Genomic DNA, 16,159 nt, shown 5'->3' with positions numbered 1-16,159 from the left:
CTAGCCTCTGTAGAATAGTGGTGTGTTTATGTACTGTATTCCTAGTATCTTGATTGTGTCCAGGCTGGCTTTTTTGAGTGCCTCTGCTATGTGTGTTGCGCCTATTACTAGGGCTAGCTGTATCTTTTTGGCTAACAGTCTAAGGCCCTCTTCATAGGCCTTTATCATTGTTGCCTTGGAGGGCCAGACTTTCTCGAGGATCCTGAGTATTGCCTCGCGTAGGGCTGGGCTTTTAATAGCTTTAAGCCTCCTGGCGAGGAAAAGGAGCGCCCTCTCCTCTGGTCTGAGCCTCCAGTAGGCTCCGTAGCGTAGTGCGCGCTTGTAGGCGGCGGAAACGAGCTGTGGAGATATTTGTATCGCTGGAGGCGTTGGAGGCACAGGCGCAGAGGAAGAGGGCGACATACGTGTGGGTAATTGAGAAAAAATATATAAATTTTATGCCTTTTTTGGCCGGTTATTTATCTTTTTGTAGGCGCGCGTCGATGCATTTTCATTGCTGGAGATGTTTACTGCTGGTTGTTTTTCCTGTTCTCTATGGTGGGTGCTTCGGGCTTGTGAAAAATATTTTTGTTATAGGAGGATTTGTGGCTCTTTGGGTGTTTTTTATTTGTGTGGTGGGTGGAACCAGTCCCATGGTTTGCCTGTTCGTGGGTCGTCTTTTTTGCCGTTGATTGTGTTGGGGACTATTTGTGGGTCGTTCCATGGGCGTCTTTCTTCGTCTGGGTTTTGGTAGTCGTATAGCTTGTTTACGAAGTATATTAGGTAGACTGGTTCTTGGCCTATTGCCTTGAAGCCGTGCCAGTAGTGTCCGGGTATGCGTAGTATTTGTGGCTTGTCTCCGCTTAGGACTACTTCTAGCAGGGCTTGTGTGGTGTCGTCGTATGCGCATATCTTTGCGTATCCCCTGGCTACGAAGAAGTAGTCTACTTGGCCTCTTAGGTGGCGGTGCCAGGCCCTTACTATTCCTGGGAATGTTACTGAGAGATTTGCCTGTAGGAGCTTGTCGTCGCCTAGCAGCTGATCCCAGTCGGCGCGGATTAGCTCGTGGAAGAGACCTCGCTCGTCTACGAAGCGTTCTAGTTCTGCGAGTTTTGCTCCTGGGAGGGCTAGCTCCCTAACGTTTTTTAGTGCCATCAGGGACGCCTCTTTTCGAGGTACTCTTTTACGAAGTCTTGGAGGGCTTTATTATTTTCGTGTGTATATCCTAGTAGCCTGTTTGCCTTTGAGGTGTCTAGGCTGGAGTCTCTTGGCCTCCTGGCCAGCCAGTGCTTCATGTCCTGGGTTTTTGCTGGTTTGACTAGGTTTTTTGGGGCGCCGAGTATGTCGGCTATTGTTAGGGCGAATTCGTACCTGTTTGTCCTTTGTCCCGCCACGTGGATTGTGCCGAGGGGACGCGTGTCGAGTATCTTGAGTATCGCAGAAGCTAGGTACCTGTTGTATGTTGGGGATACGTATTGGTCTACGAGTGCTGGGACTTCTTCTCCCCTTGTGAGCTTGTCTGCGGCGTATTCTGCGAAGCTTTTCTTGCTACCGCCTAGGCCGTATATGGCGCTGGGCCTTACGATTGTGTATAGGACGTCGCTTGTCCTGACTATTTCTTCTGCTACGAGCTTTGTGAGTCCGTAGTAGTTGACTGGGGCTGGGAGGTCTTCTTCCCCGTAGTTTCCCTTTTCTCCGTCAAAGACGTAGTCTGTTGATATGTATATTATGTGGGCGTTTACGGCCCTGGCGGCCCTCACGGCGCTCCTGGTTGCTTCTACGTTTGTTTTCCATGCCTTTTCTTTTTCTATCTCGCACTTGTCTACGTCTGTCATGGCGGCGCTGTGTATTATTGCGTGGGGCTTCTCTTTCCATGCGAGGTCCTCGAGCAAATAGCCCCTAGAGATGTCTATCTTGACCCATTTTACGCCCTGTATTTGTCTAGGCTCGTGGGCATTATACGTGGCAATAACGCTGTGGCCGTTCTGTGCAAGCATTTCTACTAGGACTGAGCCTAGTAGCCCGCTTCCACCAGTAACGAGTACCCTCATCTTGTCCCACCCCAGGGAGTGTCTTTTGAGAAGAACTCGTCTCCTAGGAGGGGCCTCCACCACCACTCGTTTGCCTTGTACCATTCGATTGTTTTTCTGAGCCCGTCTAGCCAGGGTGTCTGGGGCTTCCAGCCTAGGCTGAGTACCTTGTCTCCCCTCATCGCGTATCTCTTGTCGTGTCCGGGCCTGTCTGGGACGAATGTTATGAGACTGTGGGGCTTGCCGAGGAGCGTGAGTATGTCTTGTATGACTTGGATGTTTGTTTTGGGGTTTAGTCCTGGGAGGTTGTATGCCTCGCCGTCTCTGCCTCTGAGTATTATTGTTTCCAGGCCCCTGGAGAAGTCTTCGACGTAGAGCCAGTCCCTCTCCTGGGAGCCGTCGCCATAGACTGGTATCGGCAAACCGTTCAGTGCGCGTAGGATTGTTTTGGGTATTAGTTTTTCTGGGAACTGTCTGGGCCCATAGTTGTTGGAGGGCCGGACTATCCTTACGGGTAGGCTGTATGTTCTCCAGTATGCTTGGCAGAGGAGGTCTCCGGACGCCTTGCTGGCGCTGTATGGGCTACTGGGCTTGAAGGGGGCTTCCTCTGTTACTGGTTCGCCTGATATGTCTCCGTATACCTCGTCTGTGGATATGTGTATGAGCTTGGGGCCGTCGTGTCTGCGTAGAGCCTCGAGTATAATGTATACGCCCTTGACGTTTACGTCTATGAATATGGAAGGGTCCTTTATGCTCCTGTCTACGTGGGTTTCGGCGGCAAAGTGTACAACGTAGTCTGGCTGGAAAGCTTTAAGGGTCTCAGTGAATTTTTCTTGGTCTAGGATGTCTCCCTTAACTATCTTGACCCTCGAGGTGTCCAGCTCTTTTAGGTTCTCTATTCTGCCGGCGTAGGTGAACTTGTCGTATACGAGGATCTCTGCGTCTGGGCGCGAGGCATAGATGTAGTGTACAAAGTTTGAGCCCATGAAGCCTGCCCCGCCGGTAACGAGTAGCCTCATATCTCGATCACTGATTTTTCTCCGACTATTAGTTTTAGGCCTTTGGGCTTTGAAGAATTGCTTCTGATTATTGCCTCTGCGCCTATAATGCTGTCTGTGATCCTTTCTGGTATGTCTTCTAGCTGGACCCCGTCCATGAATACGCTGTTCTCTGCCTCTACCCGTGTGAACTTGCAGTTTCTGCCTATGCTCGTGTAGGGACCAATGTAGGAGTCCTCGATGACTGTGCCCGAGCCTATGAATGCGGGTCCCCTTACCGTGCTGTTCCTAATGGCCGCGCCCTCCTCTATGTAGACCCTGCCCTCTACGCTTGAAGCCTGAACCTGGCCTTTGACCACTTTTTCCCTGTACTTCGCGTCTAGGAGAAGCCTGTTGGCCTCCAATATGTCTTGTGGAGTCCCCGTGTCTTTCCACCAGCCCCTGATCACGCCGTACTCGACCTTGAGTCCCCTATCGATGAGCCCCTGGAGCGCGTCTGTTATCTCTAGCTCGCCCCTCCAGCTCGGCCTTAGGGACTCGATGACCCCGAAGACCTTTGGGGACCTAAAGAAGTATATGCCGACGAGTGCTAGGGTGCTTGGCGGTATCTTTGGCTTCTCGATGAAGCCTACAAGCCTCCCGTCCTGGAACTTGGCTACGCCGAAGCGCTGGGGGTTCTCTACCTCTGTCAGGAGGACCATTGCCTCTGCATCGGTTTCCTCGAACTTTTTGGCGAAGTGTGTTATGCCCTCGAGTATCACGTTGTCCCCGAGGTAGACGACGAAAGGCTCGTCACCCACGAAGTCCCTTGCAAGGTATACTGCGTGTGCAAGGCCGTAGGGGTATCCCTGGTAGATGTAGGTGAGGTTCAAGCCTAGCCAGGAGCCGTCCCCATAGTACTCTACGACCCTCTCGGGAGCTAGGTTTCCAAGTATGATTGCGACGTCCCGTACTCCTGCTTCCCGTAGGTCTTCTAGGACCCACTGTGAGACAGGCTTTCCAGCAATACGGAGAAGCTGTTTGGGCCCTGTGTGCGTTAGGGGTCGGAGACGTGTGCCTAGGCCCCCGTGGAGAACGACGCCCTTCATAGGGGAAAATATCTAAGCCATAATAATAAATGTTTTGAGTTTTTCTATGATGCGAAGTTTTAATTCTTCGAATAGCCATACGATTATTGAATAGAAACTTTTATTGCTCTCTATAGTGCACCTTGTTCTTGCTCTGGGCAGAGCGTTGCATGCCTAGAGTTTTTTGTTATTTGGGGCTATTCACTGTTGGGAGGTCTGGGAAGGTTGCCTGGTTTCGTTGTTAGGCTTTACTGATGTGATTTGCAGGGATAAGTGTTAGCGGTGGTTAGGAGTGGAAGAGGATTCTCAGTATGAGTGGTACAAGTATTGTTGAGATTAGTGTAGCTATGATGGCGACCCGGGATGCCTTGACGACGACGTAGAGGTCGCTTATCCTCCTATTTACATCGTTGATCCTCGCGTCTACGTAGGATTTCAGCTCTTCTATGTCCTCCTTTGTGGCCATCTCTCTAGATAATGCTAGGAGCATTGCCTTTCTGAGGTCTCTGTGTCTTAGGACCTCGGGCAGGAGCTCCTCAGCCAAATTCCTCCTAAGTTCCTCGTCTCTCCTAAGCTCCTCTAAGAGCTGCCTGCCTATAGACATGCCCAACAAGATGTTACAGTAAGTCAATATATAAGTATGACTGAGGTGGATGACTCTTCACATCCCATGCTTTTAGCACGCAACTCGATAGCCTAAGAGCTCACGAAAAGGAGAAAAAACCTGCTGGCAACTCCTCCTAGCACTAGCCACGGCACTGTCCCTGGGAATAGTGCGCGCCTAGGCTCTAGGCACTGTGTGCACGGTTTCAGGTTTTTTACTCAGCATTCTCTAGCGCCTTTTTGACCGCTTCTCTGTGTATTGTTGTTTGCTGGGCTATGTGCTTGCCGATGCCGAGGTCTAGGTTCCTTTCGGGTGGTGGCTCGTCGACCCAGAGGCACGTTCTGCCTGATTTGTTGCATGTGGCTGAGTTTTCTTGGAAGGGATGTTATCATGTAAGCCTCTTCTGATGGTAATTATGGTCCTCTGAGGTGTATGTGTATTCATGGAGGTGTGAGGGGTCTCCGATTTGTTGGGGCTTTTTCTTTGTTTTCAGTATTGGATGTTTGAGGCGGTGTGATAGGCGAGTGGAACTTTCGGAAGGGTTTAAGGTTGCTATCAGTGGTGTGTTTTTGTATCTCTCGATCCTATTTTTTCGTGTGAACCTGAGGGGGGAGTTTCTAAGGCTTCTAGACGAGGATAGGGAGTTCAGGCTGATGGTAGCCGGGAAGCTTGGGTACGGCGATGTCCTGAGGAGGCTGGAGAGGCATGACAGGAAATTCAACAAGGTAGTCAACGAAATAAAGAAGTTTAGGGAAGACTTCAACACCGAGATGAGTAAGCTGAGAGGAGACTTTAACGCTGAGATGAAGAAGCTTAGGGAGGACTTCAACAAGTTAAGTATGAGGGTTGAGGTTACCATTGGGAGCATGGGAAGGGGGTGGGGGGAGGATCTTGAGAGGATGGTGCTTGAGATATTCAGGGAGGAGCTAGAAAAAAGGGGGATCGAGCCTGGCAAGGTGGAAAAGCTGAGGTTTACGGATAGGGATGGGAGCATTACTGGGGTGAGGGGGAGGATTGTTGACATAGATGTCTCTGTTAGGGATGGGAAGCTCTACTTGGTGGAGGTGAAGTCTAGGGCTGAGCTGGACCATGTCGAGGCTCTTTACGAGAAGGTGAGGGCTGTCGAGAAATACTTGGCGAAGAGCGTGAGCGGGGTGTTTTTGGTCGCCGTGAACGTTGATAAGGAGGCTTATGATAGGGCTAGACAGCTGGGTATAGAGGTTATATGCGGAAGCATAATAGAGTAGGCGACGTGTTTGTGTTATCAGCGTATTTTCGCATGGGAGGACTATTCTTGAAGCGCTTTCACGTGTGTTTTACGTAAGAGCGTGCGCTAATAAGGAAGGCTTAAGCGTGTGTTGACTCGCTGTACTGGAGGGCCGTTTTGTTTGCGTGTAGCTCTACGTCTCCCCGGTGTTGGCTCGTGGTTGTGGAGAGTGAGCGCTGTGCTTTGGCTGTTGGTTTTTTCGCTGGGATGAGTCTGTTTGCCTCTAGCTCTTTAATGCTCCGTGCTTCTAGACCTTTTTGGCGCGCGCTACTTCTTTTCGGCGATCCTCTGGGCTTCTGTAACCATTCTATCGATGCTCGGCAACCTCCTCCTGACATCTTCGGCGTCGAATTTTGCCTCGTGGAAGCCCCAGACGTGGAGCGCCCACGCAGTGTCCCATGAGGATCTGAACCAGTCGCCCACCTTGTCGGATATGCTTAGAACGGCCTTCTCGAGCTTCCCGAGGCTCCAGGTTCCACTCTTCTCTACATCTTCAAGGATATCCTTTAAGTTGAAGTGTGTTGTGAGCGCCTTGACGGCCTCCTCCGCGACCTTGTAGAGTTTTTCACTGGCCTGGACGGGGTCCGTGTCGATGAGATTCTTTCCCTCTTCTAGGTATCTCACAGCTAGTTCTAGGTGGGACTCTGCGGCTGCGTGGGGGTCGGGTTCCAGCATACTGACTAGAAAATCGACTACAAGGGGCTCTGGGTCCAGGTTTCTCCTCTTGGGATCCTCAGCTAGTCTTCTAGGAATCGTCAGGCTCATAATCCTTTATCACTATCTAGTGAATCATATATTTTGAATTAAAGGCTACCGACAATGCTTGATTCTTCAGCTTTCAGTATATTTGTTTATAGATTTTTGGTAGAAAGTAGACAGGGGCCTTCCAATTTAAAGATATTGGCCCCTTCCCTTAACGCGATTCGTTGTTTTCGGCAAGGACCTTTCCTAGTTAAGATTGCGGGTCGTCTCATTTACGATACTTTTGCTAGGGTATGGCCAAAATTTGCCTACAGCTTTGCGGGCCTCCTGTGTGAAATCCTTATAAGCCTTGGAGCCATAATTTAAGGGGGCGTGGCGTGGACGATGTAATCAACATGGCTGTTATCCTACTCTCGATAGCTTCTTCGTCAGCCAGCCTAGGATACTGGCTTGCAAAACAGTTTGGAAAAATTGACGCTAGGTTCAAAGAGGTAGAAGCGAGGCTGGATGCCCATGATACTAGGCTGGCGGGCCTCGAGACAACTGTGAAGAGCATGGATTCCAGGCTTAAAGGCGTGGAGACAAGGCTGGAAGCCCACGAAGCTAGGTTGGAAAACATGGAGAAGAGGCTTACAGATGTTGAGAATACTGTAAGGGAGATAAATACTAGATTAGGGAGCGTGGAAAACAAGCTTACAGGAGTTGAGACAACGGTGAAAAATATGGACGCCAGGTTAAGGAACGTGGAAAGCAGGCTGGCAGGTATCGAGGAGGATGTAAAGGATATATACGCTAGACTGGGGATTCTCGAGACCACAACAAAGAGCCTGCAAGCCAAGCTTGGTGAAGTCGACAGTAAAATTGATGGCGTAAGTACCAGGCTGGACAAGCTCGAGAAGGGAATCTTCGGCTTCAACGAGCTCCTATTGAAGGTCCTGGAGGAAAAAGGCGTAGTAAGCAGGACTGAGGCGTTAACGCTTCTAGTCGCTCTCAGGGGAATGATCCCCGGCTCAAGGTCGAAGTACTACACTAAAGAGGTAGAGAACAGGCTCAGAGAGCTACTAAACAAGGACCCAGACACATTCACCATGGACGACATAAGGGAGCTCGAGGACATAGCCGAAATAATGGAAAAAGAATACACAGTGTCCGGCAGAAAAGAGCTCCTCGACTACGCCGCCAAGCTAAGAATCGGGGCCCTAGTCTTCAAGATAGTCTTCGTCGAGCCAAAAATGAGAAAACTCCAGGAATGGCCACTAAGCCCCTAGAGCGTTTTCTCCGGACATACTCGAAGAAGCATGTGAAGGAATAATTCGTTTCGCGGGTTAGAATAGAGGGGCGAAGGGGATACTCTAGAAAGTCTCGTCTTTTGTGGACCAGTTATCTTTGGCTCGAGGCGAGGTATAATATTAGCGATAGTGCGGCTATGACCTCCTTGTCATCAAGCGTCTATGGGGGCGCTGTGCTATCCATTCTTTAACGCTTCTGCGAAGGCAATTCAGCCAAATCTTTCACGGGGTTCTCCAAAGCCTACCTGCCTATAGACATGCCCCTGCAACTATTGCACAAGCTCCTATGTAATTCAGCCATTGTCTACTGCCTCGTAGTTGCTTCAAGAGATTTTCTAATCTTTGCGGAGAACACTTTCACGATTGGTTCTAGGAGATTTTTCTAGGCATTCCATATCTCTATTCCAGCCACGTTTCCGTCCTCTGCAATCTCAATTAACACGTCGTCGTCCGCCTCTACAGTGTCCTTTATTGGACCCTCCCTGATTATTATGTATAGTATGTCTGCTTCTGGGTCGTAGTTTACCCTCATCTTGCCTCCACCTACCTACCTCTTTCCACGCGTTTACTTATAATCGCGCGTGCGCGCGCTTAAAGCCGCGGTTATGTCCTCCTTTTTGAGCTGGGGGTAGTTATCGAGGATTTCCTCGGTTGTCCAGCCGTTTGCGAGTAGGTCTAGGATGAGCTCTACAGGTATTCTTGTGCCCTTGATTATTGGTTTTCTGACCAGTATTTCAGGGTCTACCGTTATTCTACTCTTTCAGTCCTCCACTTGACCCCTATACTGTAAAGTATTACAACATTTTAAAAAACCTGTTGCATCTGATGATGCTATATGTCTAGTGTCCAGAGAATGACTCAGCTTTCTATGCAATGGGGTTTCCCTCTTGCATCAACTTTCATTTTCCGACTTCATGTCTATTTCCCCATTTAATTAGGGGTCAGCATGGCTATTTGGAAACATATCCTGTTTTCACCGTGCAAATTCTTCTAGTGCTTTTTTGACTGCTTCCCTGTGTAGGGGCGTCTGCCAGGCAATGTGTCTGCCTATGCCTAGCTGTGGGTCTTTCTCTGGTGGGGGCTGGTCGACCCAGAGTTGTGGGTCTCTAGATGCCAGGGTGTCTACGATGAGGTTGAGGTCAACAAGTTTGTCGAGGAGTGGTAGCTTTTCTCTTGTGAAGAGTTTGTCTGGGTCCTCTGTTGCCTCGGCTAGCCATTCCCGCTCTTGCGGGTTTAGCGAGAGTATAAAGGCTGTTAGCCGCTTTTTTGAGGCGAGCTCGCCTACAGTTGTGTTGGAGTCCCATTTTTTCTCGTAGAGGATTGAGAGTATCCTGGGGTTGCCGCCTGTCAGGCTCCATGCTTTCTCGTAGTCTGGCTTGGGGTGGGGTAGTTTCTCGTAGATTTCTTGGAAGCCGTTTTTAGGCATGTTCCAGATAGGCATTAGATTTGCCCAGAGATGCTTGGCTATCTCTCTCCTGGAAACGCCTTCGCTTGTCGCCACAATTGCTACGATGTTTTCGTAGTCATAGAGTGGGTGCTCTATCATGTTTAGTAGCCCCTTGACGTATGCCGCGGCGTTTTGAACCCCAATGACCTGGAAGACGTCGTCCGCCAGGACAGCGATCTTTCTCTTTTTTCTCTTGAGGGCTTCACGTATAAAGTCGAACACTGCCCAGGCTACCCTACCAAGGGAGTCTTCTGAGAGAGCTCTCTGGGCTAGGTCTAGGAAGGCTTTCCTTATGTCTGGCTCCTCGATGTCTGCCTCGAATATTCGGTCAAGTGGGTAGAGGTGGAAGACTGTGTAGCCGGCATCTTTAAGTACGTGGGAGGCCTGGCGTAGGAGCGCTGTTTTGCCGCATCCCTCGGGGCCAAAAATGACTATAGGCTGGATTGTGCCTCTTTCAGCCCACTCTTGGACTTGGGCTAGCGCTTTTTCTCTGTCTGTGAACTCGACGAGTAGACCAGCGAGTCGGAGCTTGACTCTTCGCATATATGGGAACCCGTTGGCATGCGACTTTTATGTATGTCTTGAGATGGCCTTTCTTAGGCCTTTCGCTATGTGTTTGCTTGCTGGGACGCGTCAGGGCTCTTTGATTGTTTTGTTTTGGCTGGGTTGTTTATGTGGTTTCTGTGTATAGTAGTTCTAGTGCGCGGCAGATGTGTGTAAAAGATCTGCATATTGTTTGTGGATCTGTTTTGTCTATTTTGTCTAGACACAGTGCTATGTCGTTGACTATTTGTTTGGCGTTTGTTGCTCCTTTTGGGACGGATAGTTCCATGAGGTTAATGCAGTGGTCTTCAAGAGTGTGCTTGGTTAAGCGTAGTCCTGGGTCGCCGTTTACGGCGATTATGAGTCTTATTTTTCTCCCGTTTACATGTATGTTGGACATGAAGACTTGGCTAGACGTGTTGTCTCTTTTGGTGCCTGATAGCTGGAGCTGGAGGTCTCCTTTGCGCGAGAGTATGCTGTCGACTAGGCTTCTTGTTCTTTTTTCAGCTGTGTCCTCGTCCGCGTCAATTATTACAACGATTGCCTTGAGTTTTCTCGAGAGTTTTGAGAGCAAGAGCAGGGCACTGGCTAGGAGTGGGATGTTTTCTTTTCCCTCCGCGTCTGTGAAGGCGATAACTGGCTGCTTGTCGGTTTTCGGTAGTTTTTTCTCTATTTTTCGGAGGATCTTTTTTGCTACTTCTGTGTCGCTTGCGCCCTCGCATAGGACGATTGCGTCTAGGCCTTTAATCTTGTCATGTATCACTTTGTAGAAGGATTCCTGGTGGGGCTTTAGCTGGAGTATATGCATAGCTTATAGTATGTGGAGCATTCTTGGGTCTAGTCCTATTTTCTGGAGGGTTTCAAGGTCCGGCTCCTCTATGGCTCGTACGTCTACGTAGCCGTCTTTGCCTCTCTCCATGTAATAGATTCTCAGGCCTAGGCCCAGCTCTTTTGAGATTTCTTTTGCGATGTTTAAGAGCTCGATACTATGTGTCGTGATGAACAGCTGTAGGCGTTGCTTTTTCGCCGTTTTGAATGCGAACCTCGTGAATGTAGCTAGGCCTCCGGGGTGCTGGTGTGCCTCGGGGTCTTCTATTAGGACGGCTGTGTCGCTTGCTAGGAGTAGGGGGGACGCGTATAGTATCGCCATTCTTGCGCCGTCTCCCAGAGAGTCTATTTCTACTGTTGTTTGTGGCAGGGCGAACGCGAGTACAAAGCCTTCACCACTTGGCTTATAGAGGATACTTTCAGCTGTGGGCTCGTATTCCTCTCGTATAAATTCTAGTATTTCTTTGTCAAGCCTCTTGTCGAATATCTTTCCCCACACCTTTTGCTCGAGCTGGCTCACCGTGAACCTGTTATCGAGTAGAACTGCGTTTTCAAGGTACGTTATCTCTTCCGCGGCAAATGAAAGAACTTTTTCCTTGAGGCTGGTTTTGTAGCTAGTTTTTGTTTTAGGGTTCCATGCATCGCCGGTGCTAGAGAGATATAGCTTTCGGGCGTGGTGGTATTCAGCAATTTCAGGGATTCTCTGCCGTGAAACTTCAATTAATACAGGAGAGTCAACTTTTGAAGGATTATACATGTATGGAAGCTTAAATATCAACTCGTTTGGTTTGTTTTGGGATTTGAAGTTGAAGTTTATCTCGATCTCTTCATCGGTTTTTTTGTTGAACCAGAGTGTATGTTTGTAAGTTGTCCATTTTCCTCTGCCACCTCTCCTTGATATGACATATTCGTGTTTTGGCATGTCTCTTATTTGGTCTTCTGGCTCTGCCCAGGACGAGGCGAGGTAGATTGCTTCTAGTATTGTGGATTTGCCTGCGCCGTTTTTACCTATAAAGATATTTATGTCTGTTAGGTTGTTTACTGTGCATTGCTTGATTCCTCTTAGGTTTTTGATTGTGATTGACTCTATCAATTTGGACACTTTGTGTTTAGTTTGTTTGGCTGGTTTTTAAGAATTCTGCGTTTGGACGTGCCAAAGCTGATTCTACTGGTGTCGATCTTGATGAAGACAGCGCGTAGAAATTGGGAATCCAAAGGGCGTTATGGTTCTTCAGATGTGATGGTCTCGTTCTAAGTTATTTCTACAATTTCTCTTTTTGGGGCTTTGATGATTTCCTCGAGAATATCTTTGAGTACCCCGATTGCTAAGGACTTTTAGTATTTTCTCCTTTGTAACTCCTAGGTTCTTTAATCGTTTGAGCTTTTCTTCGGCATGTGCAGTGAACTTTATCTCTTTACCCCCATGCTTAACCTCTGTAGAATAGGGGTGTGTTTTGATAGGAGTAACCTAGCGCCAGGACTATGCCATGGGTCGCCCTCCTAAGGGCTTCAGCTACTTGTACAGCTCCAATAGCGAGCGCCAGCTGGATCTTTTTGGCTAATAGTTTTAGGCCCTCCTCATAGGCCTTTATCATTGTTGCCTTGGAGGGCCAGACTTTCTCGAGGATCCTGAGTATTGCCTCGCGTAGGGCTGGGCTTTTAATAGCTTTAAGCCTCCTAGCCAAAAGGAGGATTGCCCTCTCCTCCGGCCTGAGCCTCCAGAAGGCTCCGAACCTCAGCGAACGCTTGTAGGCGGCGGAAACGAGGCTAGGCGTGATTTGGATCTGAGAAAGCGTTGGAGGCACAGGCGCAGAGGTAGAGGACGGCATACAAGCTGAAACTATTTAGGAAATTATAAATTTTTTCTAGGTGGCTTCATTCATAGGTTTAGTCTTACCCTGTTTTTTGTCCTCTGAGACATATATGTATCGATGGAGCGCGCGCACCCTGGAAGCTTTTGGAGAAGTGGCTAAGGTGTAGCTTATCCTTGGGTAAGTTGTGAGAGGCGAAGTGTGAATTCTTTTGTGAAAAGCCAAGCTTTAGGAGGAAAAGTGGAGAAAAGAACTATTTTGTAACTAAGTTTTCGATAGTTTTCATGTCTTCTTCGAGGTCTAGTAGCTGGATCATGACCCTGTGCTTTAACTCGAATAGTTGGGCAGGGCTTTCCACGATTATTGGCTTCCCGTCTAGAGCCTCTAAGGCGTGTTCTGGGGACAGGGAATCGAGGCAGACGATGTCTACCTTTTCTTCGGGGACTCCGAGTGCCTCGGCTATGTCTACGGCTAGCTCTCCGAGCTTGTAGAGATCGCATCGTGGCTCCATGAGGACTGCTATGTCGTAGTCTCCTTTTAGTATGTAGCCCTTTGTCCTGCCGCCGTAGAGGAGGGCAATGGCAACTCTGCCCTTCAACACTTGCCTCAGCTTTTCCACTAGCGAGTCCGTGTCTTCGCTTAGGGGGTCTATGGGCTTGGTTTCGAGGCGTCTCATTATTATGGAAGCTATTCTTGGAGCATCTGTTTTGAGCCTCTCTGCAAAGGTAGATACCTTTTCCCTGCCAACGTCTGCATAGGCACGTACAAGGATGTTTCTTAGACCAGCCATAGACCTCAGCTTGGAGGCGTCCTCTTCATCTAGGATCCCGAGATCCCTCAAAATGTAGCCTATCTCGGAATATGCTCTAGGCCTCTGGCGTCCCAGAGCAGAAATTACCATTAGACCAAGATCGAGAGGGGCCTGTATGGTTAGCTGGATTAGCCTCTCTAGTCCCCTATAACTGTTTTCTGTTTCCATCTCTTCTACGAGTTCCTCCACTAGGCTGAACTGCTTCTTGATTCTCTCGAAAACATCCACGGAATGAAACCTATGGTTCAAGTGGTTCGCACAGTTATTAAAATCTACCTAAAAGAACAAAACCCAAATTTGTGTATTTAGATTTTGAAAGTGTCTTTGTGTGGTCTTTTCGTGTGGTGGCATGTTGGAGTGCGCTATCTATGTGATTTAGTTATTTTAGACTCTTTACTGGTTTCTGCGCATTGGTTTCGTAGTTTGCTTGTCACCCTCGATTATTTTTTGTGCCTCCAGAACTATGCTCTCGATGTCAAGGAGTCTCATTCTTACGTCTTCTGTGTCAAGTTTTGCCTCGTGGAAGCCCCAGACGTGTAATGCCCATGCGGTGTCCCACCATGACCTGAACTGGGATCCTAGTTTCTGTGAGATTTTTACTACGGCTTTTTCGAGTCTAGCAATGCTCCATCTTCCATTTTTCTCGACGTCTTCGAGGATTTCTTTGAGGTTAAGGTATGTTGCAAGGGCTTTGACGGACTCTTCTGCCGCTTTGTAGAGTTTTTCGCTTGACTGGGCGGGATCTTTCTCTATGAGCCTTTTTCCCTCTTCTAGATATCTTAATGCTAGTTCGAGGTGGGACTGGGCCGTTGCTTCGGGGTCTAGTTGTAGTAGCCTTGCAAGATAGTCAATTATGAGTGACTCTGCGTCGATGCCTCTCTTCTGGAGCTCCTCAGCGATCCTCCTGGGGACCACAACTGCCATATTCTAACATTATAAATTGCTTTCAGACTTAAAAAGCTGGCTAGGGATTAGGCTTTTTGATTTTCCAAATTAAGGCTTTCTCTAAATGCCTTTTAAAGGTGATTGCATCTATATAGACGCTGACTTTTCTCGGGATGTATTAAATGATTATAAACATCCACTAGTTATTTTTCTCAATTGAATTTCTCTAGGTCTTACTTAACCTTAATCAAGGGTCGCAGTGGTTTTTACGAAAATTAGTTGCAGAGAGGTGTGAGATGGGTTTATGGGGAGAATAGTAGGATTAGGAGTAGTGCCAGGGGGACTGTGAGCTCGTCTAGTACAGAGGTTCTGGTAGAGGCTTCAATGGCTGTAGCTGTCAGTGACGCTAGGAGTGAGGTTGGGAGCTGTAGGCCAACTATGAGGCAGGAAGATATGCTTGTAGCTAGCATTGCTAGGGATCCGGAAAGTGTCTTTCTCTTGTTGAATGGCCATCTTGGTCCATCTATTGCTTTTCCTGTTATCGCGGCGGCCGCGTCTCCGAGGCTTGATATCATTATTGCCGCTACTGCGCGACGGGGTTCTAGGAGGATTATTGTGATGAGGGTTAGGAGCCAGAAGTAGATTGTGCCTGTGAAGTATCTGCCTTGTCTTTCTTCTGGGCGGGCCATTATCTTGTAGGTGTCGTATGCTATTGGGACTTTAATGTTGAGGCCTTTCCTTAGGGATATCTCGTTGAGGGTGTAGAGTAGGAGGAAGAATGCAGAGATGATGACCCCCGCTAGCCTGCCTATCCAGATGATTACTGGGTATGCTAGGAAGCCTGGTATTACATGTATGCTTTTCCTCTTGAGCTCTGCTGAGACTTCGCTTTTCATGGTTTCACCCGAGGAGGAATGCGAGTAGACCCATAAATAGGGGGATTTTCAGTATCCTGGTGGCTCTCCATGCATTGGCTACTGGGTTCCTCCATAGCAGTCGTAGTGAGTAGAGTATCGGCAGGTCTACGCCTAGAAGGGCGAGGGCGAGGTATCTCGTGCTGTAGCCGAGGAAGAGTGCCGGGAGGGGGCTTATTGCTACAAGGGCTAGAAGGACAGCTCCGCTCGCCTGTATGGCCGTCCTGGGACCATGTTGGACGGCTATTGTCTTTATGCCGGCCTCGGCGTCGCCCTTTATGTCTTCTAGGCTTTTCGCGAGTTCTCGTCCAAGAATAATCGTGAATGCGTAGATGCTTGGGAGAATTGATAGCTGTGGTTTTGGAGATGCAACTCCTCCATAAATGATGTTTAGGGCAGAAAGGAGAGATACTAGGATATTTCCTGGGAGACCACTACTCTTGGCTCTCCACGAGTAAATGAAAAGTAAGAGGAAACTAGCTACTGCTAGGGCCCCGCACACCAGTGACACGGATATGCTTGAGGCGATCCCAAGGGAGGCGAGAAGAAGCCCTAATGTTAGACCTTGCCGTGGAGTGATTATGCCTCTGGCCAACGGTCTCCAAGGCTTATTTACCTTGTCGACCTCCAAGTCGAAAAAGTCGTTTATAATGTTCCCCCAGGCTCCAAGCATGGCGGCGCCCAGAAACAGTAGAGACGCTTTTAAGGGGTCGCTTCCTCCTCCAATCGTGTAGCCCACTAGGGCGGCGAAACCGATTATTAGGCAGTTTCCAGGACGAAGAAGGTCGATCGCCCCAAGTATGGTACGAGTTGATCTGTCCATGAATCCCTTTTATTACTTCAGCATATAGTCAAAAAGCTTTCTTTCCATTGGATTAAGGGTAAGAATACAGTGGTTCTGTCAGCGAAAGAAGTTCATTAGGGGACTTAAAAGATAAAAGTTTTAGAGATTTTCTCAGGGCTTTTTAGATTTTGATATGTCGT

Annotated in this window: 19 protein-coding genes and 1 pseudogene; 2 read left to right on the top strand and 18 right to left on the bottom strand. The window is 48.7% G+C overall.

The window, feature by feature from the left end; genetic code table 11:
* From N186_RS07705 to N186_RS09925, 7 genes and pseudogenes are all read right to left on the bottom strand, one after another.
* The gene (locus N186_RS07705) at positions 1 to 402 is read right to left on the bottom strand and encodes a hypothetical protein (RefSeq protein ID WP_020963236.1); all 402 of its coding nucleotides are present in this window, start codon (positions 400 to 402) and stop codon (positions 1 to 3) included.
* A 201-nt stretch (positions 403 to 603) separates the two neighbouring features.
* Positions 604 to 1,134 carry a polysaccharide biosynthesis C-terminal domain-containing protein gene (locus N186_RS07700; RefSeq protein ID WP_020963235.1) on the bottom strand — a complete coding sequence of 177 codons (531 nt, stop codon included), beginning with the start codon at positions 1,132 to 1,134 and terminating at the stop codon, positions 604 to 606.
* Positions 1,134 to 2,030 carry a dTDP-4-dehydrorhamnose reductase gene (gene rfbD, locus N186_RS07695; protein WP_020963234.1) on the bottom strand — a complete coding sequence of 299 codons (897 nt, stop codon included), beginning with the start codon at positions 2,028 to 2,030 and terminating at the stop codon, positions 1,134 to 1,136. The genes N186_RS07700 and rfbD overlap by 1 nt, the downstream gene beginning before the upstream one ends.
* Entirely contained in the window at positions 2,027 to 3,028 is a 1,002-nt protein-coding gene (rfbB, locus tag N186_RS07690) for a dTDP-glucose 4,6-dehydratase (protein ID WP_020963233.1), read from the bottom strand. The genes rfbD and rfbB overlap by 4 nt, the downstream gene beginning before the upstream one ends.
* The gene (locus N186_RS07685) at positions 3,025 to 4,095 is read right to left on the bottom strand and encodes a glucose-1-phosphate thymidylyltransferase (RefSeq protein ID WP_020963232.1); all 1,071 of its coding nucleotides are present in this window, start codon (positions 4,093 to 4,095) and stop codon (positions 3,025 to 3,027) included. The genes rfbB and N186_RS07685 overlap by 4 nt, the downstream gene beginning before the upstream one ends.
* 265 nt (positions 4,096 to 4,360) lie before the next feature.
* Positions 4,361 to 4,678, bottom strand: coding sequence for a hypothetical protein (locus N186_RS07680; protein WP_020963231.1), 318 nt, complete (start codon positions 4,676 to 4,678; stop codon positions 4,361 to 4,363).
* 214 nt (positions 4,679 to 4,892) lie between these two features.
* Positions 4,893 to 5,012: pseudogene (locus N186_RS09925) on the bottom strand (ATP-binding protein); the annotation flags it as partial.
* A gap of 262 nt (positions 5,013 to 5,274) precedes the next feature.
* On the opposite strand from N186_RS09925, the gene N186_RS07675 reads away from it, so the two are divergent.
* The gene (locus N186_RS07675; protein ID WP_020963230.1) at positions 5,275 to 5,925 is read left to right on the top strand and encodes a PD-(D/E)XK nuclease family protein; all 651 of its coding nucleotides are present in this window, start codon (positions 5,275 to 5,277) and stop codon (positions 5,923 to 5,925) included.
* 287 nt (positions 5,926 to 6,212) lie between these two features.
* On the opposite strand, the gene N186_RS07670 is transcribed toward N186_RS07675, so the two are convergent.
* Positions 6,213 to 6,710 (bottom strand): PaREP1 family protein, encoded by a 498-nt coding sequence (locus N186_RS07670; protein WP_020963229.1) that lies wholly within the window; start codon positions 6,708 to 6,710, stop codon positions 6,213 to 6,215.
* 314 nt (positions 6,711 to 7,024) lie between these two features.
* Here N186_RS07670 and N186_RS07660 point away from each other — a divergent pair, with 314 nt between their 5' ends.
* Entirely contained in the window at positions 7,025 to 7,915 is an 891-nt protein-coding gene (locus N186_RS07660) for a coiled-coil domain-containing protein (protein ID WP_052885563.1), read from the top strand.
* Between the two features lie 403 nt (positions 7,916 to 8,318).
* On the opposite strand, the gene N186_RS09550 is transcribed toward N186_RS07660, so the two are convergent.
* From N186_RS09550 to N186_RS07620, 10 genes are all read right to left on the bottom strand, one after another.
* Complete coding sequence (locus N186_RS09550; protein WP_020963226.1) at positions 8,319 to 8,468, bottom strand: DUF2283 domain-containing protein; 150 nt, start codon at positions 8,466 to 8,468, stop codon at positions 8,319 to 8,321.
* Positions 8,469 to 8,501: 33 nt separating this feature from the next.
* Positions 8,502 to 8,633 (bottom strand): DUF433 domain-containing protein, encoded by a 132-nt coding sequence (locus N186_RS09920; protein ID WP_420804549.1) that lies wholly within the window; start codon positions 8,631 to 8,633, stop codon positions 8,502 to 8,504.
* Between the two features lie 276 nt (positions 8,634 to 8,909).
* Positions 8,910 to 9,926, bottom strand: coding sequence for an ATP-binding protein (locus N186_RS07655; RefSeq protein WP_020963225.1), 1,017 nt, complete (start codon positions 9,924 to 9,926; stop codon positions 8,910 to 8,912).
* A gap of 127 nt (positions 9,927 to 10,053) precedes the next feature.
* Complete coding sequence (locus N186_RS07650) at positions 10,054 to 10,734, bottom strand: DUF3226 domain-containing protein (protein ID WP_020963224.1); 681 nt, start codon at positions 10,732 to 10,734, stop codon at positions 10,054 to 10,056.
* 3 nt (positions 10,735 to 10,737) lie between these two features.
* Entirely contained in the window at positions 10,738 to 11,856 is a 1,119-nt protein-coding gene (locus tag N186_RS07645) for an AAA family ATPase (RefSeq protein WP_020963223.1), read from the bottom strand.
* Between the two features lie 325 nt (positions 11,857 to 12,181).
* A complete protein-coding gene (locus N186_RS07640; protein WP_020963222.1) occupies positions 12,182 to 12,583 on the bottom strand; it encodes a hypothetical protein in 402 nt (133 codons plus the stop codon).
* Between the two features lie 235 nt (positions 12,584 to 12,818).
* Positions 12,819 to 13,604 carry a type VII toxin-antitoxin system HepT family RNase toxin gene (hepT, locus tag N186_RS07635; protein ID WP_020963221.1) on the bottom strand — a complete coding sequence of 262 codons (786 nt, stop codon included), beginning with the start codon at positions 13,602 to 13,604 and terminating at the stop codon, positions 12,819 to 12,821.
* A gap of 165 nt (positions 13,605 to 13,769) precedes the next feature.
* On the bottom strand, positions 13,770 to 14,300 hold the full coding sequence (locus N186_RS07630) for a PaREP1 family protein (RefSeq protein ID WP_020963220.1): 531 nt from the start codon (positions 14,298 to 14,300) through the stop codon (positions 13,770 to 13,772).
* 263 nt (positions 14,301 to 14,563) lie between these two features.
* Complete coding sequence (locus N186_RS07625; protein WP_020963219.1) at positions 14,564 to 15,157, bottom strand: diacylglycerol/polyprenol kinase family protein; 594 nt, start codon at positions 15,155 to 15,157, stop codon at positions 14,564 to 14,566.
* A 4-nt stretch (positions 15,158 to 15,161) separates the two neighbouring features.
* Positions 15,162 to 15,998, bottom strand: a complete 837-nt coding sequence (locus N186_RS07620; RefSeq protein WP_020963218.1) for a geranylgeranylglycerol-phosphate geranylgeranyltransferase — start codon at positions 15,996 to 15,998, stop codon at positions 15,162 to 15,164.
* Between the last annotated feature and the right edge of the window lie 161 nt (positions 15,999 to 16,159).

This window comes from Thermofilum adornatum (genome assembly GCF_000446015.1).
Classification (GTDB): Archaea; Thermoproteota; Thermoprotei; order Thermofilales; family Thermofilaceae; genus Thermofilum; species Thermofilum adornatum.
This window is presented reverse-complemented; position numbering and strand designations above follow the sequence as displayed.

Excerpts from the sequence above, each read along its gene's own strand:
- N186_RS07705 (WP_020963236.1), bottom strand. The coding sequence starts at position 402 with ATGTCGCCCTCTTCCTCTGCGCCTGTGCCTCCAACGCCTCCAGCGATA.
- N186_RS07700 (WP_020963235.1), bottom strand. The coding sequence starts at position 1,134 with ATGGCACTAAAAAACGTTAGGGAGCTAGCCCTCCCAGGAGCAAAACTC.
- rfbD (WP_020963234.1), bottom strand. The coding sequence starts at position 2,030 with ATGAGGGTACTCGTTACTGGTGGAAGCGGGCTACTAGGCTCAGTCCTA.
- rfbB (WP_020963233.1), bottom strand. The coding sequence starts at position 3,028 with ATGAGGCTACTCGTTACCGGCGGGGCAGGCTTCATGGGCTCAAACTTT.
- N186_RS07685 (WP_020963232.1), bottom strand. The coding sequence starts at position 4,095 with ATGAAGGGCGTCGTTCTCCACGGGGGCCTAGGCACACGTCTCCGACCC.
- N186_RS07680 (WP_020963231.1), bottom strand. The coding sequence starts at position 4,678 with ATGTCTATAGGCAGGCAGCTCTTAGAGGAGCTTAGGAGAGACGAGGAA.
- N186_RS07670 (WP_020963229.1), bottom strand. The coding sequence starts at position 6,710 with ATGAGCCTGACGATTCCTAGAAGACTAGCTGAGGATCCCAAGAGGAGA.
- N186_RS09550 (WP_020963226.1), bottom strand. The coding sequence starts at position 8,468 with ATGAGGGTAAACTACGACCCAGAAGCAGACATACTATACATAATAATC.
- N186_RS07655 (WP_020963225.1), bottom strand. The coding sequence starts at position 9,926 with ATGCGAAGAGTCAAGCTCCGACTCGCTGGTCTACTCGTCGAGTTCACA.
- N186_RS07650 (WP_020963224.1), bottom strand. The coding sequence starts at position 10,734 with ATGCATATACTCCAGCTAAAGCCCCACCAGGAATCCTTCTACAAAGTG.
- N186_RS07640 (WP_020963222.1), bottom strand. The coding sequence starts at position 12,583 with ATGCCGTCCTCTACCTCTGCGCCTGTGCCTCCAACGCTTTCTCAGATC.
- N186_RS07630 (WP_020963220.1), bottom strand. The coding sequence starts at position 14,300 with ATGGCAGTTGTGGTCCCCAGGAGGATCGCTGAGGAGCTCCAGAAGAGA.
- N186_RS07625 (WP_020963219.1), bottom strand. The coding sequence starts at position 15,157 with ATGAAAAGCGAAGTCTCAGCAGAGCTCAAGAGGAAAAGCATACATGTA.
- N186_RS07620 (WP_020963218.1), bottom strand. The coding sequence starts at position 15,998 with ATGGACAGATCAACTCGTACCATACTTGGGGCGATCGACCTTCTTCGT.